Consider the following 25855-nt stretch of genomic DNA (forward strand, 5'->3'; position numbering starts at 1 on the left):
TCAGACGACGATGTTCACGAGGCGGCCCGGCACGACGACGATCTTCTTCGCCGGCTTGCCGTCGCTGAATTTCGCGAATGCCTCGTCGGCCACCGCCGCCGCTTCGATCGCGTCGCGGCTCGCGTCCTTCGCGACCTTCAGCGCGCCGCGCACCTTGCCGTTCACCTGCAGCACGAGTTCGATCTCGGCCTGCTCGAGCGCGGCCTCGTCGACCTTCGGCCACGGCGCATCGAGCAGCGGGCCGAATTCGTCCGCGTAGCCGAGCGCCTTCCACAGCTCGAACGTGGCGTGCGGCACGACCGGGTACAGCACGCGCAGCAGCACGCCGTACGTCTCGCGCAGCACGGCGGGCGTCGCGCCCTTCGCGCCGTCGATCGCGTTCAGCATCTTCATCGCGGCCGACACGACCGTGTTGTACTGCAGGCGCTGGTAGTCGAAATCGGCCTGCTTCAGCACGCTGTAGATCTCGCGGCGCAGCGCCTTGTCGGCGTCGCCGAGCGCGGCGGCATCGAAGCCCGCGCGCACGGCGAGCGCTTCGCGGTTGCCGGCGCCGAAGCTCCACACGCGGCGCAGGAAGCGGCTCGCGCCCTCGACGCCCGCGCCCGACCACTCGAGCTGCTGCTCGGGCGGTGCCGCGAACATCGTGAACAGGCGCGCGGTATCGGCGCCGTACTGGTCGATCAGCAGTTGCGGATCGACGCCGTTGTTCTTCGACTTCGACATCTTCTCGATGCCGCCGAGCACGACCGGCTGGCCGTCCGCATTCAGCGTCGCGCCGACCGGGCGGCCCTTGTCGTCGTGCGTGACCGTCACGTCGAGCGGGTTGTACCAGGTCTTCTTGCCCGCCGCGTCTTCGCGGTAGTACGTCTCGTTCAGCACCATCCCCTGCGTGAGCAGGTTCTTCGCCGGCTCGCCGAACTTCACGAGGCCGAGGTCGCGCATCACCTTGGTCCAGAAGCGCGAATACAGCAGGTGCAGGATCGCGTGCTCGATGCCGCCGATGTACTGATCCATCGGCATCCAGTAATCGGTGCGCGCGTCGACCATCGTCTCGGCGTCCGGCGCCGTGTAGCGCGAGAAGTACCACGACGAATCGACGAAGGTGTCCATCGTGTCGGTTTCGCGCTTCGCGGCCGCGCCGCATTTCGGGCACGTGCAGTTCAGGAACGCCTCGGACTTCGCGAGCGGGTTGCCCGAGCCGTCCGGCACGAGGTCTTCCGGCAGCACGACCGGCAGATCCTGCTCCGGCACCGGCACGTCGCCGCACGACGGGCAGTGGATGATCGGGATCGGCGTGCCCCAGTAGCGCTGGCGCGACACGCCCCAGTCGCGCAGGCGCCACGTGACCTGCTTGTCACCGAAGCCGCCGGCCTTCAGGTCGGCGGCGACCGCGTCGACCGCTTCCGTATAGCGCAGGCCGTCGTACTTGCCGCTGTTCACGCAGACCGCGGTGTCCTTGTCGCCGTACCACTCCTGCCATGCGTCGAGCGAGTACGTCTGCCCTTCGCTCGCGATCACCTGCCTGATCGGCAGATCGTATTTCTTCGCGAACGCGAAATCGCGCTCGTCGTGGCCCGGCACGCCCATCACCGCGCCTTCGCCATAGCTCATCAGCACGTAGTTGCCGATCCACACCTCGACCGGCTCGCCGGTCAGCGGGTGCTTGACCGAGAAGCCGGTCGCGACGCCCTTCTTCTCCATCGTCGCGACGTCGGCCTCGGCGACGCCGCCACGCTTGCACTCGTCGATGAACGCGAGCAGCTCCGGCTTGTCCTGCGCGAGGCGCGTGGCGAGCGGGTGCTCGGCCGCGACCGCGCAGAACGTGACGCCCATGATCGTGTCGGCGCGCGTCGTGAACACGCGCAGCAGCTTCTGCTCGCCGTCGAGTTCGTACGGGAAGCCGAAGTTCACGCCGAAGCTCTTGCCGATCCAGTTCTGCTGCATGATCTTCACGCGCTCGGGCCAGCCGAGGCCGTCGAGGTCGTTCAGCAGCTCATCCGCGTACTGCGTGATGCGCAGGTAGTACATCGGGATCTCGCGCTTCTCGACGAGCGCGCCCGAGCGCCAGCCGCGGCCGTCGATCACCTGCTCGTTCGCGAGCACGGTCTGGTCGACCGGGTCCCAGTTCACGGTGCCCGTCTTCTTGTACGCGATGCCCTTCTCGAGCATCTTCAGGAACAGCCACTGGTTCCACTTGTAGTAGTCGGGCTTGCACGTCGCGATCTCGCGCGACCAGTCGATCGCGAGGCCCATCGACTGCATCTGGCCCTTCATGTAGTCGATGTTGTCGTAGGTCCACTTCGCGGGCGGCACGCCGTTCGCCATCGCGGCGTTCTCGGCCGGCATCCCGAACGCATCCCAGCCCATCGGCATCAGCGTGTTGTAGCCGTTCATCCGCAGATAGCGGTACATCACGTCGTTGATCGTGTAGTTGCGCACGTGACCCATGTGCAGCTTGCCGGACGGGTACGGCAGCATCGATACGCAGTAGAACTTCGGCTTCTGCGAATCTTCCTTCGTCTTGTAGGCATCGGCTGCGCGCCAGTCGCCCTGGGCGGCGGCTTCGACGTCGGCGGGTACGTATCTCTCGTGCATGGTGTGGTTCGGGCTAGGCTTTAAGCGGCGCGACGGCGCGCGCGCAGGATTGGATCGAAATCGTGCGTGCCCGGCGCAGGAACGGGCTGACCGGTTCCGGGCCGGGAAAAACGTCGATTATACCGCCCGTGCGGGCCCGCACGGCCGGTCTCGCGGGCCGGGGCCCGCAACGACGACGGCATATCAGGGTTTTGCGCCGGCGCCACCGGCCGGCGGCACGTCGGTCACGAAACCGATCCGCGTGAGGCCCGCGGCCTGCGCGGCGCCCATCACCTGCGCGATCACGTCGTAGCGGGTCGCGCGCGACGCGCGCAGCCGCAGCTCGGGCGGCGCGGCGCCCGCGGCGGCAGCCCGGAAGCGCGCGGGCAGCGCGTCGAGCGCCACGGGCGCGTCGTCCCAGTAGAGCTTACCCGCGTCGTCGATCGACAGCGTGACGGATTGCGGCGTGTCGCGCGCGACGCTGGCCGCGACCTTCGGCAGGTCGAGCCGGATCGCGTGCGTCATCAGCGGCGCGGTGATGATGAAGATGACGAGCAGCACGAGCATCACGTCGATCAGCGGCGTCATGTTGATCTCCGCCATCGGCGCGGACGTCTTGTGGTGCTCGAGCCCGCCGAATGCCATGGTCGTTCCTCCGGAGCCGGCGCGTCAGGCGCCCTGCGCGCACACGAATACGTGCAGATCGCGTGCGAAGCCGTCGAGTTCCTCGGCGAGCTGCCGGACGAGCCGGCCGAGGATGTTGTACGCGAGCACCGCGGGAATCGCGACGACCAGCCCGAACGCGGTCATGATCAGCGCCTCGCCGACCGGCCCCGCGACGTTCTCGATCTGCGCCTGCCCGCTCGCGGCAATGCTGCCGAGCGCGTGATAGATGCCCCACACGGTGCCGAGCAGCCCGACGAATGGCGCGGTGCTGCCGATCGACGCGAGCAGCACCTGGCCGAATTCGAGGCGCCGCTGCGAGCGCAGCATCGCATGACGCAACGCGCGCAGCACGCGTTCGCTGCGCTCGACGCGCGCGGCCAGCGCGGTGGGATCGTGGTCGTCGGCCGCGTCGCGCGCGGCTTCGGCGAGCGGCACGAACACGCGCTCGCGATCGGCGCCGGCGAGCGCGGCGATACCCGCGTCGAGCGACGGCGCGCGCCAGAACGCGGCGAGCGCGCGCGGCCCCTGCCGCTTCGCGCGGACCAGCAGCCAGGCTTTCATCAAGAGGAAGCACCAGCTGGCGACGGACATCGCCAGCAGCACATAGGAGACGGCATGCGTGATCGCATCGCCGCTTTCGAGGTAGTGGACAACGCCGGTGGGAATCGCCATCGGAGTTTCCTCGTGGGGTCAGCGCAGGCCGAGCACGTCCTGCATGTCGAACAGGCCGGCGCCGCGCGCCGACAGGAAGCGGGCCGCGCGCAACGCGCCCTGCGCGTACGACACGCGGCTCGACGACTTGTGCGTGATCTCGATGCGCTCGCCGATCCCGGCGAACAGCACGGTGTGGTCGCCGACGATGTCGCCGCCGCGCACCGCGGCAAAGCCGATCGACGACGGATCGCGCTCGCCCGTCACGCCGTGGCGGCCGTACACCGCGCAATCGTCGAGCGAGCGGCCGAGCGCACCGGCGACGGCTTCGCCCATCATCAGCGCGGTGCCCGACGGCGCGTCGACCTTGTGGCGGTGATGCGCTTCGATGATCTCGATGTCGTAGCCGTGCGAGAAATGCTGCGCCGCGAATTCGAGCAGCTTCAGCGTGACGTTCACGCCGACGCTCATGTTCGCCGCGAACACGATGCCGATCTTGCCAGCCGCGGCCTGCAGTTCGGCCTTCTGCTCGGCGGTGAAGCCGGTCGTGCCGATCACGAGCTTCACGTCGTGGCGCAGCGCTGCCTCGAGGTGGGCCATCGTGCCTTCCGGACGCGTGAAATCGATCAGGGTGTCGGCCTGCGCGAACACGGCGTCGAGGTCGTCGGTCAGCTTGATCCCGGTGTCCTTGCCGAGGAACGCACCGGCGTCCTGGCCGAGGAACGGCGAACCGGCGCGGTCGAGCGCGCCGACGAGCTGCGCGTCGGCATCGTTGAGAACGGCTTCGATCAGCATCCGGCCCATTCGGCCCGATGCGCCGGCAATCGCAATCTTCATGGCTTTCTACACGACAGGTCTAAAGGCGGGCGGCGCATGCCGCCCCGTTTCCGCACGCCGGCCGCTTACTGCGCCGGTGCGGTGAGCGGCTGGTTCTGCAGGTTGTCCGAGCCTTGCGGGCCGACCGGCGGCGATGCCTCGTTCGACACGTTCGGCTGCGGCGGACGATGGAACTGGAACTGCGGCTGGATCGCCGGCGCGGCGCCCGGCGGCTGCCCGCCCGGCACCGGCGCGCCGCCCGAGGCCTGCGCGGCCGGCGTGAACCGGCGCGAACCCGAACCCTGCCCCGACACCTGGTTGGTCGCGCGGTTCGCCGCGCGTGCCGCCTGGGCGTTCGCATCCTGGTCGACCACCGCGCCGGACGCCGGCTCGGCGGACGGGCTCGCGGCAGCGGCAGCCTGCGCGGCGCTTGCGGCGCTCGCGGCGGCGGCGGCTTCGGAAGCCTTCTTCGCCGCGGCAGCGGCCTTCGCCTTCTTGCCGCCGCGGTCGCCGTCGATGTCGGCCAGCAGGTCGAGCTCGGACGGCAGGTTGTCGGCGCCGGTCCAGCTCGCGACGCGATCGCCCGAGAAGGTCACCACGAGGTCACGCTGCTGGACGATCGACGTCGAGCCGCGCTTGAAGTAGAAGAGGTAATCCCAGCGATCCGCGTGGAACATGTCCGCCAGCAGCGGCGTGCCGAGCAGCGCGCGGACCTGCTCGCGCGTCATGCCGACCTGCAACTGTGCGGCTTTCTCCTGCGACACGAAGTTGCCTTGCACGACGGTGATCCGATACGGCGTGATGCTCTGCGCAATGCGCTGCGTCACGCTGTCGTACGACGAACAACCCGCCAGCGCGACAACGGCGGCGGCAGCGATGATGGCACTCCGCATGCGACTCCTCTGAAAGTGCGAAAGCGATTCTGGGATCATTTCCTTCACCGTGCTGGCCCGCGTGCAGGCCGCGCGTATATCTGGAACGGCGAAAAGCCGGTAACATTGAAGCCCTGCATTGTACTCTAGGGATGCCTAGCCATGACCAATCCGACGGATCTCAAGAATATCGGGCTAAAGGCCACCCTACCGCGCCTCAAGATTCTCGAGATTTTCCAGCAAAGCCCCGTGCGCCACCTGACGGCCGAAGACGTCTACCGCAACCTGCTCAACGAGCAGCTCGACATCGGGCTCGCCACCGTCTACCGCGTGCTCACGCAGTTCGAGCAGGCCGGCCTGCTCTCGCGCAGCAACTTCGAATCCGGCAAGGCGGTGTTCGAGCTGAATGAAGGTTCGCACCACGACCACCTCGTGTGCCTCGATTGCGGCCGCGTCGAGGAATTCTTCGACGCCGAGATCGAGGGCCGCCAGCAGGCGATCGCGAAGGAGCGCGGCTTCCGGCTCCAGGAGCATTCGCTCGCGATGTACGGTTCGTGCACGACCGAGAACTGCCCGCACCGCAAGCACTGAATCGCGCCACCCGCGCACGCAGCACGGCCCGGCCGGCATCTCGCCGCCCGGGCCGTCTGTTTTTTCGGGGCGCGTGCCGCGCGCCCGGAATGCTTACGAAAGCCCTTCGGCGCCCGCGCAGGCCGGCTCGAAATCGAGCGCCCACGCGCGTTCCAGCGGAATCTCGTCGCAGTTCGGCTGCGGGCCGCCGCGATCGACGATCACGAAATCGCTGACCGCGTCGAGCGCGAGCAGCGGATGGTGCCAGACGCCCTTCGCATAATTGACGCCCTGCCAGCCTTCGGCCAGGAACGCGCGCATCGCGTCGGGCCGGAATTCGCCGGCCGGCGCGACGACGATCGCGTAGCGCGACACCGCCGCGAGCGGGATGAACGCCTGGCTGCCGTGCGGGTGACGCTCCATCAGCGTGACCGCGACCGGCAGCGCGCGCGGCTGCGCACGAAACACGCTGACGAGCGGCCGGCCGCCGTCCGCGCAGACGTCGATCGTCGCGAGATCGTGAAAGCGCTCGGTCGTGCCGCCGTTGATCGGGAAATGCCGCGCGCCTTCGAGCGCGATCACGTCGCCGAACGGCGCGAACGCTTCGCGGGTCAGGCGCTCGACGCGCAGGATCGGAGTTCCGCTCATGCCGCTGCCCTCCTTCAAGCCGGCTCGCCCCACAGACGCAGGCGCGACACGCCGCCGTCCGGGAAGATGTTGAAGCGCACGTGCGTGACGGGGCCGAGCGCCGCCAGCTGGTCGAACGTATGCATGTGGTCCATCTGCAGCTTCTGCTCGCCGAGCAGTTCGGCCCAGAACATCGCCTGCGTGACGAGCGAATCGTCCGTGCCGCCCGTCACGTGCGCGGCCTGCAGCGAGCAGCGGTCGGGGAAATTGCCCTTGAAGAACGCCGTATCGACCTCGACGCGCCGGATGATGCCCGGCCGCGCGAGCGCGACGATCGCCCAGTCGTTGCCGGGCTCGCGGCGGCGCCGCGTTTCCCAGCCGTCGCCCATGTTCGCGCCGCGCCCCGGCATCAGCATCTGCGAGGCCGGGCCGAAGTGCTGGTTGTTCGCGGCCACGAGATAACCGCCGTTCTCGATCGCCGCGAGATCGACGAGCTCGCCGGCCGGCACGTGGCGCCAGTCGCGCAGCGGCTGGCCGTACACGCGCAGCCGCGCAAGCCCGCCGTCCGGATACAGGTTCACGCGCAGGTGCGTGACCGGCTGCGCATCGTCGACGCTCACGTAGTGATGCGAATTGCCCTGCAGCGTCGTCGCGGGGACGATCGTGCGCCATGCGGCGTCGTCCGGCGGCGTGTCGCCGTCCACCGCGCAGGCCTCGATCGATGCGGCCGGCGGAAAGTTGCCGGTGAAGTGGCTCGTATCGAGATCGACGCCGAAAATCACGCCCGGCCGCGCGAGCCGGACCACGCAGAAGTCATGGCCGGTCGTGCGCTTGCGGCGGGTTTCCCAGCCGTCCATCCACTTGCCGTGGTCGTCGTACTTGCCGGGAATGAACACGGCCGGCTCGGGATTGAGCATGCGCTCCTTCGGCGCGAAGAATTCGTCGCTGGCGAAGAGCGCCTGCGCGCCCAGGCGCGGGTCGGCGAGGTTCATGTAGCGCCGCGTAAAAGCCGGCGCGTTCGGATCGAGGATGGGGGCTGCCATGTCGTCTCCATTATTTTTTGAGAAGCGCCGGGGCGTCATCGCACCGGTCGCATGAAGTTCGGTCGCGCGGTGCGGCCGGGGAAGCCGCGCCGCGTGAGCGTCGTGTTCAGAGTGCGTGAGCCTGGTCGCCGGCGACCGGTGCGGCGCTGCCCGGCGCATCGGCCACGTAGCGCAGCTCGCGGTTCAGCACGCGCTTCGCGCGGGCCCGGTCGATGTCGTTCTCCCACACCGCGACCACCACCGTCGCGACGCAGTTGCCGATCAGGTTGGTCAGCGCGCGGGCGATGCCGACGAACCAGTCGACCGGCAGGATCAGCACGAGGCCGAGCACCGGAATCGCGGGAATCGCCGACAGCGTCGCCGCGAGAATCACGATCGCCGAGCCGGGGATGCCGTGCGCGCCCTTCGACGTGACGAGCGACACGAGCAGCACGACGATCAGGTCGTGCGTGGACAGCGGCGTGTTGGTGGCCTGCGCGATGAACAGCACCGCGAGCGTCAGGTAGATCGAGAAGCCGTCGAGGTTGAACGAATAGCCGGTCGGGATCACGAGGCCGACCGTCGAATCCTTGATGCCCATGTATTCGAGCTTGCTCATCACCTGCGGCAGCACCGCGTCCGACGACGCCGTGCCGAGCACGATCGACAGTTCCTCGCGCAGGTAGCGGATCAGCTTGAACACCGAGAAGCCCGCGAGCCGCATCACCACGCCGAGCACGACCGTGACGAACACGAAGCAGCTCAGGTAGAACACCGCGACCAGGTAGCCGAGCTGCTTGAGCGACGAAACGCCGTACTTGCCGGTCGTGAACGCGATCGCGCCGAGCACGCCGAGCGGCGCGAGCTTGATGATGAAGCCGATGATCTTGAAGAACACGTGCGACAGTTCCTCGATCAGCGAGTTGACGCGCTGCGCCTTGTCGCCGAGCAGCGACAGCGCGGAGCCGAACAGCACCGCGAACACGAGGATCTGCAGGATGTCGCCCTTCGCGAACGCGTCGATCGCGGTCTCGGGGATGATCTTCATCAGGTAGCCGGCCGTGTCCTTCAGGCTTTCGGCATTCTTCGCGTACGTCGACAGCGACGCCGCGTCGAGCGAGCGCAGGTCGATGTTCATCCCGACGCCCGGGCGCGTGACCCAGGCGAGGACGAGCCCGATGCCGAGCGCGAGCGTCGTCATCACCTCGAAGTAGACGACGGCCTTCAGGCCGACCCGGCCGACCTTCTTCAGGTCGCCCGCATTGGCCATCCCGCTGACCACGACGCAGAACACGATCGGGCCGATGACCATCTTGATGAGCTTCAGGAAGCCGTCGCCGAGGGGACGCAGCGACTCGGCGAAATGCGGGAAGAACGCGCCGAGCGCGACCCCCAGTATTAATGCGACGACTACCCGGCCAAACAGCGAATTCAAGAATTTCGACACGGCGCTCTCCCGATCCAACGGTTGCAGTTTCGTCTGTTCATACTGGTAAGACCAGTGATGTTATGGTGGATAGTAGGAAGCCGATATAGTGGCGTCAAGGACCAACAAAATAGGGATTTCCCGCCCCTTCGCCGGCGTTTTCGGTGCATCGGAAAGGGGGCGGATCGTGGCTTTCCCGTAGGCGGTCGTGCAGCGCCTGCGTGCGGATTACAATGCCGGTCAGACCGGCCATCGTTCACACCATGAAAAATGTTCCGCATACCGTGACCGACACCGCCATCGCGACGATCCGCGACCGGATCGAGACAGGCGTGTACCCGGTCGGCAGCCTGCTGCCGGCCCAGCGCCAGCTCTCCGAGGAGCTGGAGATCAGCCGCGCGTCGCTGCGCGAGGCGCTGTCGACGCTCGAGGCGCTCGGGATGCTGCGCATCCGCGCGGGCAAGGGCGTGTACGTCGAAAGCGCGCAGGCGTCGGCCGCGCAGGCGTGGCAATTCGCCGAGCAGTCGTCGCCGCCCGACACCTACCAGATGCGCTATGCGCTCGAAGGCTTCGCCGCGCGGATGGCCGCGCGCGTGGTCAGCGACGAAGACATCGCGTGGTTCGAGGACAATCTCGCCGACCTGCACGTCGCGCTGACGGAGAACGCGCTCGATGAAGCATCGCGGCTCGACTTCGACTTCCACATGCGGATCATCCACCTGGCCGGCAACGCGGCGATCGAGTCCATCCTGCGCAGCAGCGCGGACATCATGAAGGAAAGCCAGCGCATGCCGTTCTACCGGCGCGAACTGCTGCTGTCGACGTGGCACGAGCACCGCGCGATCGTCGACGCGCTGATCGCGCGCGATGCGGCCGCCGCCGGCACCGCGATCGAAACGCACATCGCGAACGCCGCGCAGCGCGCGGGTGTCTTCTTCCCGACGCCCGGCGCGTAATTCTCCGGCGCCGCCGCCCTCACTTCCGCCCGGCCGTACCGGTCACCGTTCCGACGGATCGCGATACGCGAGCACGCGCTCGATGAATGCGCGCGCCGCGACGCTGCGGTACGCGCCCTTGCGCGTGAGCAGCGCGGCCGTGCGCGTCGGCAGCGGTGGATCGAGCTCCAGCGCGCACAGGTCGCCGCTCTCGCGCGCGACCGCGTCGGGCAGCACCGTCGCGAGCCGGCCGCGCCGCACGAGCTCCAGCACCGCGCTGACCGTATTCGTCTCGATCGCGATCAACGGCCGCGCGCCATGCTCGACGAAATACCGGTCGATGCGCTCGCGCGTCGCGAACGCGCGGCTCAGCAGCACCAGCGGCTCGCCGCCGAGTTCGGCCGGCGTGAGCGCGCGGCGACGGCGCGCGAGGCGGTGCGTGCGGCCCGTCACCAGCGCGAGCGGCTCGTCCCACAGCGGCAGCGCGTCGATGTCCGGCGCGCGCGGCGGCATGAACGCGAAGCCGGCGTCGAGCTGGTCGTCGGCGAGCAGTGCCTCGATGCGTGCCTGCGGCATCGCATCGATCGTCAGCGCGACGTTCGGATGGTCGGCATGGAACGCGTCGATCAGCGAGCCGCTCAGGTAGGCCGCGAAGGTCGGCATCATCGCGAGCCGCAGCGAGCCGCTGCCGAGATCGGCGACGTCGTGCAGCGCGCGCTGCCCGGTATCCAGCGCGTGCAGTGCGGCGCGCGCATGGCGCGCATAGACCTCGCCGAATTCGGTGAGCCGCACCGTGCGGCCCGAACGGTCGAACAACTGCACGCCGAGCGTTTCCTCGAGCTGGCGGACCTGCTGCGACAGCGTCGGCTGCGATACGTGCAGCGCATCGGCCGCGCGCGTGAAACTGCGCTCGTCGGCGACGGCCAGGAAATAGCGGATGTGACGGAGAAGCATCGCGGCCAACGTATTGGTTTTGCCAATAGGGACCATAACGATCCAGTCTTGGACGCTATGGGTCGATTTCCGCATCATACGCACATCCGCTTCCGTGCAGCGCCGCTGTCGCCGCACCGGAGCGGCACGCCCGGGCCCGCCCTGCCTCTGCCCGCCGCACGGCGATCCGCCGCCCGCCCGATCCGGGCCCGGCCGCGATCCGCCCGGCGCGCATCGGCTCACCGCCGATCCGTCGACGCCGGCCCCCGATTTCCGTCACCCCGCGCAGCCGACGGCCCCGTGCCGCCGGCCGGCGCCGCCGTTTTTCGCGACCATGGAACCGCATCACGACAACCACCCTCCCCTCACCCGCGGCATGACGCTGCTGTTCGCGTGCGCGTGCGGCATCGTCATCGGCAACATCTATTACGCGCAGCCGCTGCTCGCCGCGATCGCGCACAGCTTCGGGCGCGCGCCGACCGAACTCGGCTATCTCGTCACGCTGACGCAGCTCGGCTATGCGGCCAGCCTGCTGCTGATCGTCCCGCTCGGCGACGCGGTCAATCGCCATACGCTGATCGTGCGGCTGCTGATGCTCAACGTCGTCGCGCTGGTCGCGGTCACGTTCAGCACGAACTTCACGATGTTCGTCGTCGCGAACGTCGCGGTCGGCTTCGTCACCTGTTCGACGCAGCTGCTCGTGCCGTTCGCGGCGTCGCTCGCCGATGCGCGCTCGCGCGGCCGCGCGGTCGGCACCGTGATGAGCGGGCTGCTGCTCGGCATCCTGCTCGCGCGCGTCGCGGCCGGCGCGATCGCTGACGGGTTCGGCTGGCGCGCGGTGTACGGCATCGCCGCGGTGATGGTGCTCGCGCTGACCGCCGTGCTCGCCGTGAAGCTGCCGAAGGATCGCCGCGACACGCGCGTCGACTATGCGGCGCTGATGAAGTCGCTCGTCGCGCTGGTGCGCGCGCAGCCGCTGATCGCGCTGCGCTCGACCTACGGCGCGCTCGTGTTCGCGTGCTTCAGCCTGCTGTGGACGGGCCTCACGTTCCTGCTGAGCCAGCCGCCGTACAGCTATTCCGAAGGACGGATCGGCCTGTTCGGGATCGTCGGCGCGGTCGGCGCGCTCGCGGCGACGTCGGCCGGCCGGCTGGTCGATCGCGGTCACGGCAATGCAGCCACCGGCCTGTTCGCGGCGGCCGTACTTGGATCGTTCGCGCTGATCGCGACCGGCTCGCATTCGCTCGCGGCGCTGATCGCGGGCATCCTGCTGCTCGACGTCGGCGTGCAGGGCATGCACATCTCGAACCAGAGCGTGATCTATGCGCTCGCCGGCCATGCCCGCAGCCGCGTGACGACGATCTACCTGACGAGCTACTTCATCGGCGGCGCGCTCGGCTCGTTCGCGGCGAGCGTCGCGTACGGCCTCGACGGCTGGCGCGGCGTGTGCGTCGCCGGTGCCGCGCTGTCGGGCGTGCTGATCGCGCTGTGGCTCGCGTCGCAGCGCATAGGCGCGCGGCAGGTCACGCAATGATGCGGTAGTTCGTTTTCGCTGCGCGACGAAAAAGGCACGCGCTGCGCATCGCGGGCGTGCCTTTTTTGCCAAGGGCGCCGCTGCCGTCGCGACGCGCTAACGCCGCACCGTCACGCGGCCTCGTTCGCGAAATCGATCAGCACCTTCATCGCACGCTGGCGATCGCCCGCCAGTTCGAACGCGAGGTTCGCATCGCGCATCGGGAACACGCGCGTGACGGCCGGCCGCAGGTCGACGCGCCCCGCGTTGATCAGCTGCACCGCCAGCGCGAATTCGGCATGAAAGCGGAACGAGCCGCAGATCGACAGCTCCTTCGCGACCACGACGTTCTGCGGCAGGCTCACGTCACCGCCGAGCCCGAGCTGCACGACGACGCCGCGCGGACGCATCACGTCCAGCCCGTCGCGCAGCGCGCGCGCATTGCCCGAACACTCGATCATCACGTCGAACGTGCCCTTGTCGGCGCTGTAGCGCTCGACCCAGCCGGCATCGGCCGCCGCGTTGATCGTGCGGTCCGCGCCGAGCGCGCGCGCGACTTCCAGCGGCGCGTCGACGACGTCGGTCGCGACGATCTCCGCCGCGCCGTGCACGCGCGCCGCCGCGACCGCCAGCACGCCGATCGGCCCGCAACCCGACACGAGCACGCGCTTGCCGATCAGCGGGCCCGCGCGCGACACCGCATGCAGCCCGACCGCGAACGGCTCGGCGAGCGCCGCGAGCGACAGCGGCACGTGCTCGGCGACCTTCACGCACTGCACCGCGTCGCACACGAGCGCATTGCGGAACGCGCCCTGCACGTGCGGCATCCGCATCGCGCTGCCATAGAAGCGCATGTCGAGACACTGGTTCGGCAGTCCTTCGAGACAGTAGCGGCACGCGCCGCACGGCCGGCTCGGATTGACCGCGACGCGATCGCCGACCTTCACCGACGTCACGTCCGGCGCCACTTCCGCGACCGTGCCGGCGACCTCGTGGCCGAGCACCATCGGCTGCTGCAGCCGGATCGCGCCGAAGCCGCCATGCCGGAAGTAATGCAGGTCGGAGCCGCAGATGCCGCCCATCGCGACGTCGACGCGCACCTGGCCCGGGCCAATCTCGCCCGCGTCCTGCTCCTCGACCCGCAGGTCGTTCGGCCCGTGGATCACGACACACATGCAACGCATACGCATGACACGCTCCTTGTCAGACGGCACTGGTCAACCCGCCATCCACGAACAGCGTCTGGCCGTTCACGAAATCGGACGCGGCCGACGCGAGGAAGATCGCCGCGCCGCACAGCTCGTCGACCTGCCCCCAGCGGCCGGCCGGCGTGCGCTTGCACAGCCAGTCCGAAAACGCCGCGTCGTCGACCAGCGCGCGATTCAGTTCGGTTTCGAAATAGCCGGGCGCGAGGCCGTTCGCCTGGATGCCGTGGCGCGCCCAGTCGGCGCACATCCCTTTGGTCAGCATCCGCACCGCGCCCTTGGTCGCCGCATACGGCGCGATCGTCGGCCGCGCGAGCTCGCTCTGCACCGAGCAGATGTTGATGATCTTCCCGTGGCCGCGCGCGATCATGTGCCGCGCGACGGCCTGCGCGACGTTGAACACGCCGTCGAGATTCACGCGCATCAGCGCATGCCAGTCGTCCGGGTCGAATTCGTCGAGCGGCGCGCGGCGCTGGATGCCCGCGTTGTTCACGAGGATGTCGATCGCGCCGACGCGCGCCTCGACATCGTCGATCGCCGCGCGTACCTGCGCGTGCTCGGTCACGTCGAACACCGCAAGGTCGGCCGCGAAGCCTTCGTCGCGGAAACGGCGCGCGAGCGTCGCGGCCTTCTCCTCATTGCGATCGTTGATGACGATCGCCGCGCCCGCTTCCGCGAGCCCGCGGGCGAGCGTCAGCCCGATCCCGCGGCCGGAACCGGTAATCAGCGCGCGGCGGCCGTCGAGGCGGAACCGGTCAAGCGCGTGGGTCATGGATGTCTCCTCGTGCCAGTCGAGCCGGCTGCCCGTCGCGGCCGGTCTCGCGTCGATGGTATCTTCGGCCGCCGGCCGGGTCCGCGCCAATGGTCTTTCGTGATCCGGTTATCATGAAAACTGATTACCGCCCTCTCGTGCCCGCCGCCCATGGAACTCAAGCAATTGCGCGCCTTCGTCACGCTCGCGGAAGAGCTGCATTTCGGGCGCGCCGCGCAGCGCCTGTGCATCGTGCAGCCCGCGCTGAGCATGCAGATCAAGGCGCTCGAGGCCGAACTCGGCGCGCGCCTGTTCGAGCGCGACCGGCACAAGGTCGGGCTGAGCGACACGGGGCGCGTGTTCCTGCCCGAAGCGCGGGCGACGCTGCAGCAGGCCGCGCGCGCGGAACAGATGGCGCGGCTGTCGAGCCGCGGCGAAATCGGCACGCTGCGGATCGCGTTCGTGTCGTCGGTATTGCCCGCGCTGCTGCCGGCCGTGCTGCGCACGATGCGCGAGCGCTATCCGTTGATCGCGCTCGAACTGAAGGACCTGCCGACGCCCGACCAGATCGCCGCGCTGCGCGACCGGCGGATCGACTTCGGAATGATCCGGCTGCCGGCCGCGTATGCGGGCATCGACCTACGCGTGGTGCTCGAGGAAGGCTTCGTCGTCGCGCTGCCGCTCGACCATCCGCTCGCCGTGCACGATACGATCGCGCCGGCCGCCTTGCGCGGCCACCCGGCGTTCGTGCTCGCGCGCCGCTACGCGCCCGGCTTTCACGACGACATGCTGCTCGCGCTGAGCCGCGCGGGCACGACGCTCGAGATCGCGCAGGAATTCGGCGAATTCACGACGATGCTCGCGCTCGTCGCGGCGGGCATGGGGATCGGGCTGATGCCGGCGGAAGCCGCCGGCGCGCTGCCGCCGAACGTGCTCGCGCGGCCGCTCGACCTGGCCGGTCACCGCAGCGGCATCGGCCTCGCGTGGACCGATCTCGACAACCCGCTGAAGCGCGCGTTCGTCGATGCGATCGAACACGTGACGGCGAACGGAGGGCAATAAAAAACCCGGCCGGGAAACCCCGGGCCGGGTTCGTCCGCCACGCCGGCCGCCTCGCGGCGGCCGCGCGACGTGCGGGATTACTTCGCGTTCGCGAATGCGACAGCCGTATCCAGCATGCGGTTCGAGAAACCCCACTCGTTGTCGTACCAGCTCGACACCTTCACGAGGCGGCCCGACACCTTGGTCAGCGTCGCGTCGAACGTCGACGAAGCCGGGTTGTGGTTGAAGTCGATCGACACCAGCGGTGCGTCGTTGTAGCCGAGGATGCCCTTCAGCGAACCTTCCGACGCTTCCTTCATGATCGCGTTGACTTCCTCGACCGTCGTGTCGCGCTTCGCGATGAACGACAGGTCGACGATCGACACGTTGATCGTCGGGACGCGGATCGCGTAACCGTCGAGCTTGCCGTTCAGTTCCGGCAGCACGAGGCCGACGGCGGAAGCCGCACCCGTCTTCGTCGGGATCTGGCTGTGCGTGGCCGAACGCGCGCGGCGCAGGTCTTCGTGATAGACGTCCGTCAGCACCTGGTCGTTCGTGTACGCGTGGATCGTCGTCATCAGGCCGGTTTCGAGGCCGATCTTGTCGTTCAGCGGCTTGACGAGCGGCGCAAGGCAGTTCGTCGTGCACGATGCGTTCGAGATGACCGTGTGCTCGGCCTTCAGCACGTCGTGGTTCACGCCGTAGACGATCGTCGCATCGACGTCCTTGCCGCCCGGCGCCGAGATGATCACCTTCTTCGCGCCGCCCTTCAGGTGCGCGCTCGCCTTTTCCTTCGTCGTGAAGAAGCCCGTGCATTCCATCACGACGTCGACGCCCAGCTCGCCCCACGGCAGTTCGGCCGGGTTGCGGTTCGCCAGCACGCGGATCTTGTCGCCGTTCACGACGAGGTAGTCGCCGTCGACCGACACGTCGCCCGGGAACTTGCCGTGCGCGGTGTCGTACTGGGTCAGGTGCGCGTTGGTCTTCGCATCGCCCAGGTCGTTGATCGCGACGATCTCGAGATCGTGCTTCTTGCCGTTTTCATAAAACGCGCGCAGCGTGTTGCGGCCGATACGGCCGTAGCCGTTGATTGCGACGCGAATCGTCATGGTCTATCTCCTGATGGCTGAAAAAATTCGTTTCGTGCAGCTTCACGGTGCGGCGCGCGCAACGGGTGGCGCGCGCCGCGTATGCTTTTAGGCCAGCACGGCCTTCGCGGTCTCGACGACGTGCTCGACGGTGAAGCCGAAGTACTTGAACAGCACGCCGGCCGGCGCCGATTCGCCGAACGTGTCGATCCCGACGACGCCGCCGTCGAGGCCGACGTACTTGTGCCAGAAGCTCGTCACGCCCGCTTCGATCGCGACGCGGCGCACGCCGTGCGGCAGCACGCGTTCGCGGTATTCGGCGTCCTGGCGGTCGAACACGTTGGTCGACGGCATCGACACGACGCGCGCCGCGATGCCCTGCTGCGCGAGCGGCTCGACGGCCTTCATCGCGAGTTCGACTTCCGAGCCCGTCGCGATCAGGATGATCTTGCGCGCGACGATTTCCTCGTCCCAGTCCTTCAGCACGTAACCGCCCTTGTCGATGTTGGCGATCTGCGCATCGGTACGCGGGTTGAACGCGAGGTTCTGGCGGCTGAAGATCAGGCTCGACGGACGGTCGGCGGCCACCGCGTGGGTCCATGCGACGGCCGTCTCGACCGTGTCGGCCGGGCGCCATACGTCGTGGTTCGGGATCAGGCGCAGGCTCGACACGTGCTCGATCGACTGGTGCGTCGGGCCGTCTTCGCCGAGGCCGATCGAATCGTGCGTGAACACGAAGATCGACGGCAGCTTCATCAGCGCGGCCACGCGCAGCGCGTTGCGGCTGTAGTCGGAGAACGTCAGGAACGTGCCGCCGAACGGCTTGTGGCCGCCGTGCAGCGCGAGGCCGTTGATCGCGGCGCTCATGCCGAATTCGCGCACGCCGTAGTTGATGTGGTTGCCGAGCAGCACGCCCGCGCCTTCCGGATTCGCGCGCACCGCCTTCGACGCCTTCCAGTTGGTCAGGTTCGAGCCGGTCAGGTCGGCCGAGCCGCCGAGCAGCTCGGGCAGCGCGGCGGCGAGGCCCTCGATCGCCTGCTGCGACGCCTTGCGGGTTGCCACCGTCTCGGCGCGCTCGTTCGCGCCGGCGATGATCGCGGCAGCCTTCTCGGCCCAGTCGGCCGGCAGCTGGTTGGCCATCCGGCGCTCGAATTCGGCGGCTTCTGCCGGGAACTTCGCGCGATAGGCCGCGAACGTCGCGTCCCATTCGGTCTCGGCGCGCTTGCCGGCTTCCTTCGCGTCCCATGCCGCATAGACTTCCTGCGGAATCACGAACGGCTCCCACTTCCAGCCGAGCGCTTCGCGCGTCTTCGCGATTTCTTCCGCGCCGAGCGCCGCGCCGTGCACGTCGTGGCCGCCGGCCTTGGTCGCCGCGCCCTTGCCGATCACCGTCTTGCAGCAGATCAGCGTCGGCTTGTCCGACAGCTTCGCCTTCGCGATCGCCGCGTCGACCGCATCGACGTCGTGGCCGTTCACGTTCGGGATCACGTTCCAGCCGTATGCTTCGAAGCGCTTCGGCGTGTCGTCGTGGAACCAGTTGACGACGTCGCCGTCGATCGAGATGCCGTTGTCGTCGTACAGCGCGATCAGCTTGTTCAGCTTCAGCGTGCCCGCGAGCGAGCAGGCTTCGTGCGAGATGCCTTCCATCAGGCAGCCGTCGCCGAGGAACACGTACGTGTGGTGATCGACGATCTTCGCGCCGTCACGGTTGAACTCGTCGGCCATCAGCGCTTCGCCGAGCGCCATGCCGACCGCGTTCGCCAGACCCTGGCCGAGCGGGCCGGTGGTCGTCTCGACGCCCGGCGTGATCCCGTATTCCGGGTGGCCCGGCGTCTTCGAGTGCAGCTGGCGGAAGTTCTTCAGCTCTTCGATCGGCAGGTCGTAGCCGGTCAGGTGCAGCAGCGAGTACAGCAGCATCGAGCCATGGCCGTTCGACAGCACGAAACGGTCGCGGTCGGCCCAGTGCGGGTTCGTCGGGTTGTGCTTCAGATGGCGCGACCAGAGCGCGACGCCGATTTCGGCCATGCCCATCGGCATGCCGGGGTGGCCGGAGTTCGCTTGCTGGACGGCGTCCATCGCGAGCGCACGGATCGCGTTGGCCATCAGGGTGGTGGAGGCGGGAGACGAAGTCGTCATGTCGAGTCCGGAGAACGAGTCGAGGAAACGGGGGCACGGCGGCATCCGGAAGCTCGAGCGTCAATCGTTCCCGGCGCGCGGTGCGGCGCCTGACGGACGCGAAGCGGACGGAGCCTACGGACGGGGCTGCAAAGCTCGTCATTTTAGCAGATGGCCCGACATTTCCCTTGTCGGCGCGCAGTGTTCCGGCACGGTTTTCCGCGAAACCGCCTGCCTCCTATAATTCAGGCGTCGGAACTGCCTGCCCCAGCGGCCCGCCCGTGAGCACCACCCTTCTCTTTCACCCGACGCCCGACGCCACCTACGGCTTCCCGAATGCGCGGCGGCTCGCGCACGTCGCGTCCCCGCACCAGCAGATCGAGGTCTGGGAAACCCCGCAGCTCGGCCGGCTGTTCACGCTGGACGGCCGGCCGATGACGTCGGTCGGCGACGAGTTCGTCTATCACGAGTGCATGACGCACCCGGCCGCGCTCGCGCATCCGTCGCCGCGCAAGGCGCTCGTGCTCGGCGGCGGCGACGGCGGCGCGGCGCGCCAGTTGCTCAAGCACGCGTGCCTCGAGCGGATCGTGATCGCCGAACTCGACGACGAGGTGGTCAGGATGGCGCGCCGCTATCTCGACGACGTGCATCAGGGCGCGCTCGACGACCCGCGCGTCGAGGTCGTGATCGGCGACGCCGCACACTTCGTCGATTCGACGGTCGAGCATTTCGATCTCGTCGTGTTCGACCTCACGCCACCCGATTCGCCGGCGGCCGGCCTCTATACGCGTGCGTTCTACGCACGGCTCAAGCGGATCCTGACGCCGCGCGGCGCGATCTCGATGCATCTCGGCTCGCCGGTGTTCCATGCCGCGCGCATCGCCGCGCTGCTCGACGACCTGCGCGCGAGCTTCGCGGTCGTCGATCCGCTGTCCGCGCACGTGCCGCTGTACGGCTCGCAGTGGCTGATGGCGATCGCGAGCGACACGCTCGATGCGGCCGCGCTGTTCGCGCACGACGTCGACGAACGGCTCGCGGCCCGCCGCGTCGACGGCTTGCGCTACTACGATGCGCGGCTGCATGCGTCCCTCTTTGCCCTGCCGCGCGCGCTGCGCGATACACTGGGCGTTCGCCGCTGAATATCCGGACGGTCGCAACGTTCCGCTGTTCCAGCATGAGACCGGCGCAGGCGCCGAAGCGCCGACACTGTGCAACAGGAGATTTTCATGACCGATCCACGTCCGGCCAACGTGCCTTGGTTGACGCCCTACCTGGCCGTACGCAACGCGCGCGCGGCCATCGATTTCTTCCAGGCCGCATTCGGCTTCACGGTGCGCGACATGCACGACGAGGACGGCGTGATCATGCACGTCGAGATGGCCTATCGCGGCCAGCTGATCGTGATGTTCGCGCCCGAAGGCGCGTTCGGCTCGCCCGCGCTCACGCCGAAGCGCGCGAACGCCACCGCGCCGCAATCGTTCTATCTGTATGTCGACGACGTCGACGCCACCTGGCAGCGCGCGCTCGATGCGGGCGCGAAATCGCTGAGCGCGCCGCAGGATCAGTTCTGGGGCGACCGGTTCGCGCAGATCGAGGATCTCGACGGCTACCGCTGGGCGCTCGGGTGCCGTCTCGACGCATGACCGAAACCGCCACACGCATGAACGAAGCCACCACCACCGCGGCCGTGCCGCGCTTTTTCGTCGACGCCGCACTGCGCGCCGACGCCACGCTCGCGTTGCCGGCCGACGTCGCGCGCCACGTGCAGGTGCTGCGCCTGCAGCCCGGCGACGTGCTCGCGCTGTTCGACGGCACGGGCGGCCAGTACCGCGCACGGCTCGTCGAAGTCGACAAGCGCAGCGCGCTCGCGCAGATCGAGACGTTCGAGCCCGCCGAGGCCGAGCCGCCCTATCGCGTGACGCTCGCGCAGGGGATCGCCGGCGGCGACAAGATGGACTGGGTGATCGAGAAGGCCGTCGAGCTCGGCGTCGCGGCGGTCGTGCCGCTGTCGACCGCGCGGGGCGTCGTGAAGCTGTCCGGCGAACGGGCGGACAAGCGCGTCGCGCACTGGCGCGGCGTCGTGCGCGCGTCGTGCGAGCAATGCGGGCGCAACCGCGTGCCCGACGTCGCGCCGGTCGCCGGCTTCCACGCATGGCTCGACGCGTTGCCGGCCGCGCCGGCCGACGGCGAGCTGCGGCTGCTGCTGTCGCCGCGCGCGAGCATCCCGTTCGCGTCGCTGCCCGACGCGCCGCCCGCGGCCACCGTCACGCTGCTGATCGGGCCCGAAGGCGGGCTGTCGCCGGACGAGGAACACGCGGCGCGCGCCCGCGGGTTCACCGCGCTGTCGCTCGGGCCGCGCGTGCTGCGCACCGAGACGGCCGGCGCGGCCGTGCTCGCCGCGTTGGCGGCGCGATGGGGCGGGTGGTGACCGGCAGCCGCGAGCGATTCGATCCGGCTCTACTTCAACGCGTAGATCGCCTCGGGTTCATTCCGCGGCGATAAATTTCGTTGTCGTGGTAGGAGGCAATCCGTGCAAGCGCATTATCGAGCGTGCCGTGACACCCACTCGCCCATCGTGCACTTCCGCCTTGTACTGGCAATAATCTTCCGGAATGGACATGGTGCCGGCCGCCGTGTCGCCCATTGCCAGCACTAGCGAGCGCTCTTGCATGGAACCGGCTGATCGGCTCTCCCGTCGAGCCGACACGCCCGAGCCCGGCGCGGACGTGTCGGCTCGACGGGTGGAAAGGACGAGCAAGTTACCCGAAAAATCGACTTTTACCCCTTCGTCGACGCGGCTTACCTGAGTAATCCAGCAAATGTGCGCGGCTTCCGCGAACCCTGTTGCCGGCGTCACAGCCGTCGCAATCATAAGAACCCCTGCAATTCGCTTCATGAATTTCATCGGACGAGTGAACGAGCGAAAATTGTATTTCGCTGCTCGCGCGGATTTCCGCGACCCGTCGGATGTAAGCGACAAACCGGCAAAATCTGCGTTGTCCTATTGTCTTGATCTGCTTATCGCTGGCGCGGCTGCGACGATGTCGAGTAAGTCCGGGGGTGCCACGCGTGCCCGAAGATTGGGTCCTCAAAGCAAAAAACCCGCACAAAGGCGGGTTTTCGAGAAGTTGCGGACCTGATTCCGGTGCCCGCAGCGTGTGCGGCCGGAAACTGCAATGACGCTGCGTACCGGGCCGCCGATATGTGCGCTTACGCGAACGAGTAGAACACCCGGAACGCGACCTTGCGCTCGGCCCAGAATTCGGCCGCCTCGCGGAACACGTCGAGCAGCGTCTCGCGGCCTTCCTTGTCGAATTTCTGCGCGATCGGCAGCCCTTCGAGGACGATCACGAAACCGGGCTGCGCGCCGGCCTTCGCGACGAGGTCGGTCAGGCAGTCGTACAGCGCGTCATAGTTCTTCCCGAAATGCTTCGGAAACAGGAACGAGGTCGCGATCGTTTCCATTACTTCCTGCTTCGACTGCGCGGCGCCGCAATACGCATACAGGAAATGCTGGCCGAGCCGACCGGCTTCGTCGGCGAGATCCTGCACGCGGAACGCGCGGATCGACTGCACGAGATTGGGTCGCACGGTCGTGAAAAGGCTCATAGGCTCCTCGTTCGATGAAAGCCCGGGCTCGGCTTCCTGTTGCTCCGGCGTGCCGCCGGCCTGCGCCGCCGCGTGCAGTTGGATCACACGCTGAAACAGATTGCCGTCGCCGGCCGCGAACAGTTCCGTCGTCGCCGCCGCCGTATCGTGCGCGTAGATGGAGTCGCTCATGCCATTCGTCCCGAAGTCATTCAACAATACGTTTAAAACTGTTGTAGTGGTCGCCCGTGTAATAACAGTTGTCGATCCGGCGCAACGGCCCGCCACAGACGATCCGGCGCGCGCCGCGATTGCGCGCACGCGGCGTCGGCACCGTGTACTCATGGTAGTAGCCGCGCTTCGCCTTCGGCAGGATCCGCTCGCGATTGCCGAATACGACGCCGTCTTTCTCGTACGGATAGGGGCCGCCGGCGCCGATCAGGCCCAGCGTGGTCACGGCCTCGCGCGGAAGACGGGCGGTCGGGATCGTATCGAGCCCGCTCGCGGCCACGTCGGCTGGAACGGCCTCCCGTGCGTAAGCGGCGGAAACCAGACTGCCCGTCGGCGTGCCGACGATACCCATCGCGAACATCGCGAAGACGGACGCGAGCGCGCCGTTGCGGAGCCACTTGCGTGCCATGAACCAGGGTTCCCGCTGTTAAATCAAGTAGTTGACGACCAACAAAGGCGTTAGCGTAGCGTTATTGGCCGCGCGAATCAATGTCCGTTTGGGAATCGAAAGCCTTGCGCCGCCCCTAATTCCGTATTTCTTACCGAAATTACACTACATTTATCTTACATAAGATAAAATGCGTGCGGCGTCTCTCGTATGGCAAGACTCTGCCTCCTTGCCACACTCGCTACCCGGAGTGGAGGGATGCTGCTGTTGCTTATGGGAAGCGCGGTTGCGCCCTGCCCGCGGCGTGCCCATTGCGGGCACGCCTCTTTTTGCTTTTGTTTACAATTTCGCCCGACGCGCGGCCCCGGTTCGACCGGCGCCGCGCGTTCGTTTCGGCTCAGCGCGCGGCGTTGACGTCGGCGACCAGCAGCGCCGCCATGTTGACGATGCGACGAACGGTCGCCGATTCGGTCAGCACGTGCACCGGCTGCGCGGCGCCCAACAGGATCGGACCGATCGCGATGTTGTTGCCGGCGGCCGTCTTCAGCAGGTTGTACGCGATGTTCGCGGCGTCGATGTTCGGCAGGATCAGCAGGTTCGCATCGCCTTCGAGCGTCGATTCCGGCAGGATTTCCCTGCGCAGCGCCGCGTCGAGCGCGACGTCGCCGTGCATTTCGCCGTCGACCTTCAGCTCCGGCGCGGTTTCCTGCAGGATCGCGAGCGTATCGCGCATCTTCTTCGCCGAAGGGGCATTGCTCGTGCCGAAATTCGAGTGCGACAGCAGCGCGACCTTCGGCTCGATGCCGAAGCGGCGCACTTCTTCCGCGGCCATGATCGTGATCTCGGCCAGTTCCTCCGGGGTCGGATCGACGTTCACGTGCGTATCCACGAGGAAAATCTGGCGGCCCGGCAGCACGAGGCCGTTCATCGCCGCGTACACGCTGCAGCCCGGGCGCTTGCCGATCACCTGGTCGATGAAGTGCAGGTGGCGGTGCGTGGTGCTGATCGTGCCGCAGATCATTCCGTCCGCTTCGCCCTTCTTCACCAGCATCGAGCCGATCAGCGTCGTGCGGCGGCGCATTTCGACGCGCGCGAGCTGCTCGCTGATGCCCTTGCGCGCCATCATCTTGTGGTACGTCTGCCAGAAGTCGCGGTAGCGCTCGTCGTGCTCGGTGTTGACGACCGTGAAATCGGTGCCGGGCGTGAGACGCAGGCCGTAGCGCTGAATACGATGCTCGATCACCGAGGGGCGGCCGATCAGGATCGGCTTCGCGAGTTTTTCGTCGACGATGATCTGAACGGCGCGCAACACGCGCTCTTCCTCGCCTTCCGCGAACACGACGCGCTTCTTCTCTTCCGGCGCGGCGCGCGCGATCTGGAAGATCGGCTTCATCGTCGTACCGCTGTGATACACGAACTGCTGCAGGTGAACGCGATACGCGTCCATGTCCTCGATCGGGCGCGTCGCGACGCCGCCGTCCATCGCGGCCTGCGCGACGGCCGGCGCGATATTCACGATCAGGCGCGGATCGAACGGCTTCGGAATCAGGTATTCGGGCCCGAACGACAGATCCTGGATGCCGTACGCGGTCGCGACGATGTCGCTCTGCTCGTGCTGCGCGAGTTCGGCGATCGCATTGACGGCTGCGATCTCCATTTCACGCGTGATCGTCGTCGCGCCGACGTCGAGCGCGCCGCGGAAGATGAACGGGAAGCACAGGACGTTATTGACCTGGTTCGGGTAATCGGTGCGGCCGGTGGCCAGCACAGCGTCCGGACGCACTTCGAGTGCGAGTTCCGGCAGGATTTCCGGCGTCGGGTTCGCGAGCGCGAGGATCAGCGGGCGCTCGGCCATGCCCTTCACCATCTCCTGCTTCAGCACGCCCGCGGCCGACAGGCCGAGGAAAATGTCCGCGCCGTCGATCACTTCGGCCAGCGTGCGCGCTTCGGTTTCGCGTGCGAAACGCTCCTTGTCCGGGTCCATCAGTTCGGTGCGGCCCTTGTAAACCACGCCGGCCAGGTCGGTCACCAGGATGTTCTCGATCGGCAGGCCGATGTCGACCAGCAGGTCGAGACACGCAAGCGCGGCCGCGCCCGCGCCGGACGCGACGAGCTTCACCTTCTTGATGTCCTTGTTGACGACCTTCAAACCGTTCGTGACGGCCGCGGCCACGACGATCGCGGTGCCGTGCTGGTCGTCGTGGAACACCGGGATCTTCATCCGCTTGCGCGCTTCGCGCTCGACGATGAAGCAGTCCGGCGCCTTGATGTCTTCCAGGTTGATCCCGCCGAAGGTCGGCTCCAGCGCGGCGATCACGTCGACGAGCTTGTGCGGGTCCGATTCGTTCAGCTCGATGTCGAACACGTCGATGCCCGCGAACTTCTTGAACAGCACCGCCTTGCCTTCCATCACCGGCTTCGACGCGAGCGGACCGATGTTGCCGAGACCGAGCACCGCCGTGCCGTTCGTCACGACGCCGACCAGGTTGCTGCGCGCGGTGAAGCGCGCCGCGTTCAGCGGGTTCTCGACGATCTCCTCGCACGCGTACGCCACACCCGGCGAATACGCGAGCGCGAGGTCGCGCTGGTTGATCATCTGCTTGGTCGGGGCGATCGCGATTTTGCCGGGGGTCGGAAATTCGTGATAGTCGAGCGCGGCTTCGCGGAGCTTGGCTTTGGAGGAGGCTTGGGTGGACATGTGTCTCGTGACGGGCGGATTAGAATAACTGTTCGACGGCATTGTAGCGCCAATCATCGGCCGCCAGACCGGCGATTCGGGTGCGACAGCCGCGACCAAAATGTACTGGATGGTGCAGGAGCGCCGCCGCTCGCCTCGTACAATG

At 67.7% G+C, this 25855-nt stretch carries 24 protein-coding genes; 7 read left to right on the plus strand and 17 right to left on the minus strand.

The window, feature by feature from the left end; all coding sequences use genetic code 11:
- The 5 genes from leuS to HWX03_RS13570 all read right to left on the minus strand — a co-directional run bounded on the left by leuS (nt 1) and on the right by HWX03_RS13570 (nt 5600).
- The gene (gene leuS, locus HWX03_RS13550; protein WP_175871556.1) at nt 1-2595 is read right to left on the minus strand and encodes a leucine--tRNA ligase; all 2595 of its coding nucleotides are present in this window, start codon (nt 2593-2595) and stop codon (nt 1-3) included.
- Nucleotides 2596-2778: 183 nt separating this feature from the next.
- Nucleotides 2779-3219 (minus strand): biopolymer transporter ExbD, encoded by a 441-nt coding sequence (locus HWX03_RS13555; RefSeq protein ID WP_174386089.1) that lies wholly within the window; start codon nt 3217-3219, stop codon nt 2779-2781.
- A 24-nt stretch (nt 3220-3243) separates the two neighbouring features.
- The gene (locus HWX03_RS13560; RefSeq protein ID WP_175871557.1) at nt 3244-3912 is read right to left on the minus strand and encodes a MotA/TolQ/ExbB proton channel family protein; all 669 of its coding nucleotides are present in this window, start codon (nt 3910-3912) and stop codon (nt 3244-3246) included.
- Nucleotides 3913-3930: 18 nt separating this feature from the next.
- On the minus strand, nt 3931-4728 hold the full coding sequence (gene dapB, locus HWX03_RS13565) for a 4-hydroxy-tetrahydrodipicolinate reductase (protein WP_175871558.1): 798 nt from the start codon (nt 4726-4728) through the stop codon (nt 3931-3933).
- Between the two features lie 65 nt (nt 4729-4793).
- Nucleotides 4794-5600 carry an outer membrane protein assembly factor BamE gene (locus HWX03_RS13570; protein ID WP_175871559.1) on the minus strand — a complete coding sequence of 269 codons (807 nt, stop codon included), beginning with the start codon at nt 5598-5600 and terminating at the stop codon, nt 4794-4796.
- Nucleotides 5601-5741: 141 nt separating this feature from the next.
- Here HWX03_RS13570 and fur point away from each other — a divergent pair, with 141 nt between their 5' ends.
- Complete coding sequence (gene fur, locus HWX03_RS13575) at nt 5742-6170, plus strand: ferric iron uptake transcriptional regulator (protein WP_034182711.1); 429 nt, start codon at nt 5742-5744, stop codon at nt 6168-6170.
- A 93-nt stretch (nt 6171-6263) separates the two neighbouring features.
- Here fur and HWX03_RS13580 read toward each other — a convergent pair whose 3' ends face one another.
- The 3 genes from HWX03_RS13580 to HWX03_RS13590 all read right to left on the minus strand — a co-directional run bounded on the left by HWX03_RS13580 (nt 6264) and on the right by HWX03_RS13590 (nt 9245).
- Nucleotides 6264-6797, minus strand: a complete 534-nt coding sequence (locus HWX03_RS13580) for an ureidoglycolate lyase (RefSeq protein ID WP_011544566.1) — start codon at nt 6795-6797, stop codon at nt 6264-6266.
- A 14-nt stretch (nt 6798-6811) separates the two neighbouring features.
- A complete protein-coding gene (alc, locus tag HWX03_RS13585) occupies nt 6812-7819 on the minus strand; it encodes an allantoicase (protein ID WP_175871560.1) in 1008 nt (335 codons plus the stop codon).
- A 106-nt stretch (nt 7820-7925) separates the two neighbouring features.
- Entirely contained in the window at nt 7926-9245 is a 1320-nt protein-coding gene (locus HWX03_RS13590; RefSeq protein ID WP_174386095.1) for a C4-dicarboxylate transporter DctA, read from the minus strand.
- A gap of 212 nt (nt 9246-9457) precedes the next feature.
- Here HWX03_RS13590 and HWX03_RS13595 point away from each other — a divergent pair, with 212 nt between their 5' ends.
- Nucleotides 9458-10180, plus strand: coding sequence for an FCD domain-containing protein (locus HWX03_RS13595; protein WP_175871561.1), 723 nt, complete (start codon nt 9458-9460; stop codon nt 10178-10180).
- Nucleotides 10181-10222: 42 nt separating this feature from the next.
- Here HWX03_RS13595 and cynR read toward each other — a convergent pair whose 3' ends face one another.
- Entirely contained in the window at nt 10223-11113 is an 891-nt protein-coding gene (cynR, locus tag HWX03_RS13600) for a transcriptional regulator CynR (protein ID WP_175871562.1), read from the minus strand.
- A 313-nt stretch (nt 11114-11426) separates the two neighbouring features.
- Here cynR and HWX03_RS13605 point away from each other — a divergent pair, with 313 nt between their 5' ends.
- Nucleotides 11427-12626: an MFS transporter gene (locus HWX03_RS13605; protein WP_175871563.1), complete on the plus strand. Its 1200-nt coding sequence runs from the start codon at nt 11427-11429 to the stop codon at nt 12624-12626.
- A gap of 110 nt (nt 12627-12736) precedes the next feature.
- Here the strand turns inward: HWX03_RS13605 and HWX03_RS13610 are convergent, their stop codons facing one another.
- Nucleotides 12737-13795, minus strand: a complete 1059-nt coding sequence (locus HWX03_RS13610) for an L-idonate 5-dehydrogenase (RefSeq protein WP_174429933.1) — start codon at nt 13793-13795, stop codon at nt 12737-12739.
- Between the two features lie 13 nt (nt 13796-13808).
- The gene (locus HWX03_RS13615; RefSeq protein WP_175871564.1) at nt 13809-14582 is read right to left on the minus strand and encodes an SDR family NAD(P)-dependent oxidoreductase; all 774 of its coding nucleotides are present in this window, start codon (nt 14580-14582) and stop codon (nt 13809-13811) included.
- Nucleotides 14583-14732: 150 nt separating this feature from the next.
- On the opposite strand from HWX03_RS13615, the gene HWX03_RS13620 reads away from it, so the two are divergent.
- Nucleotides 14733-15623 (plus strand): LysR family transcriptional regulator, encoded by an 891-nt coding sequence (locus HWX03_RS13620; protein WP_175871565.1) that lies wholly within the window; start codon nt 14733-14735, stop codon nt 15621-15623.
- Between the two features lie 77 nt (nt 15624-15700).
- Here HWX03_RS13620 and gap read toward each other — a convergent pair whose 3' ends face one another.
- Entirely contained in the window at nt 15701-16711 is a 1011-nt protein-coding gene (gene gap, locus HWX03_RS13625) for a type I glyceraldehyde-3-phosphate dehydrogenase (protein ID WP_175820581.1), read from the minus strand.
- An 87-nt stretch (nt 16712-16798) separates the two neighbouring features.
- The gene (tkt, locus tag HWX03_RS13630; RefSeq protein WP_175820582.1) at nt 16799-18871 is read right to left on the minus strand and encodes a transketolase; all 2073 of its coding nucleotides are present in this window, start codon (nt 18869-18871) and stop codon (nt 16799-16801) included.
- Between the two features lie 215 nt (nt 18872-19086).
- Here tkt and speE point away from each other — a divergent pair, with 215 nt between their 5' ends.
- The 3 genes from speE (at nt 19087) to HWX03_RS13645 (ending at nt 21233) form a co-directional block, all read left to right on the plus strand.
- Entirely contained in the window at nt 19087-19944 is an 858-nt protein-coding gene (gene speE, locus HWX03_RS13635; protein WP_175820583.1) for a polyamine aminopropyltransferase, read from the plus strand.
- An 87-nt stretch (nt 19945-20031) separates the two neighbouring features.
- The gene (locus HWX03_RS13640; RefSeq protein ID WP_174429938.1) at nt 20032-20448 is read left to right on the plus strand and encodes a glyoxalase/bleomycin resistance/extradiol dioxygenase family protein; all 417 of its coding nucleotides are present in this window, start codon (nt 20032-20034) and stop codon (nt 20446-20448) included.
- A gap of 17 nt (nt 20449-20465) precedes the next feature.
- Entirely contained in the window at nt 20466-21233 is a 768-nt protein-coding gene (locus HWX03_RS13645) for a 16S rRNA (uracil(1498)-N(3))-methyltransferase (RefSeq protein ID WP_175871566.1), read from the plus strand.
- A 57-nt stretch (nt 21234-21290) separates the two neighbouring features.
- Here HWX03_RS13645 and HWX03_RS13650 read toward each other — a convergent pair whose 3' ends face one another.
- The 4 genes from HWX03_RS13650 to HWX03_RS13665 form a co-directional block, all read right to left on the minus strand.
- The gene (locus HWX03_RS13650; protein ID WP_175871567.1) at nt 21291-21701 is read right to left on the minus strand and encodes a hypothetical protein; all 411 of its coding nucleotides are present in this window, start codon (nt 21699-21701) and stop codon (nt 21291-21293) included.
- Nucleotides 21702-22015: 314 nt separating this feature from the next.
- Entirely contained in the window at nt 22016-22585 is a 570-nt protein-coding gene (locus HWX03_RS13655; RefSeq protein WP_174386107.1) for a barstar family protein, read from the minus strand.
- A 16-nt stretch (nt 22586-22601) separates the two neighbouring features.
- Nucleotides 22602-23033 carry a ribonuclease gene (locus HWX03_RS13660; protein ID WP_031398890.1) on the minus strand — a complete coding sequence of 144 codons (432 nt, stop codon included), beginning with the start codon at nt 23031-23033 and terminating at the stop codon, nt 22602-22604.
- 376 nt (nt 23034-23409) lie between these two features.
- Complete coding sequence (locus HWX03_RS13665; RefSeq protein ID WP_175871568.1) at nt 23410-25710, minus strand: NADP-dependent malic enzyme; 2301 nt, start codon at nt 25708-25710, stop codon at nt 23410-23412.
- Nucleotides 25711-25855 lie beyond the last annotated feature (145 nt).

The organism is Burkholderia sp. BCC0397, from assembly GCF_902832865.1.
Taxonomy (GTDB): domain Bacteria; phylum Pseudomonadota; class Gammaproteobacteria; order Burkholderiales; family Burkholderiaceae; genus Burkholderia.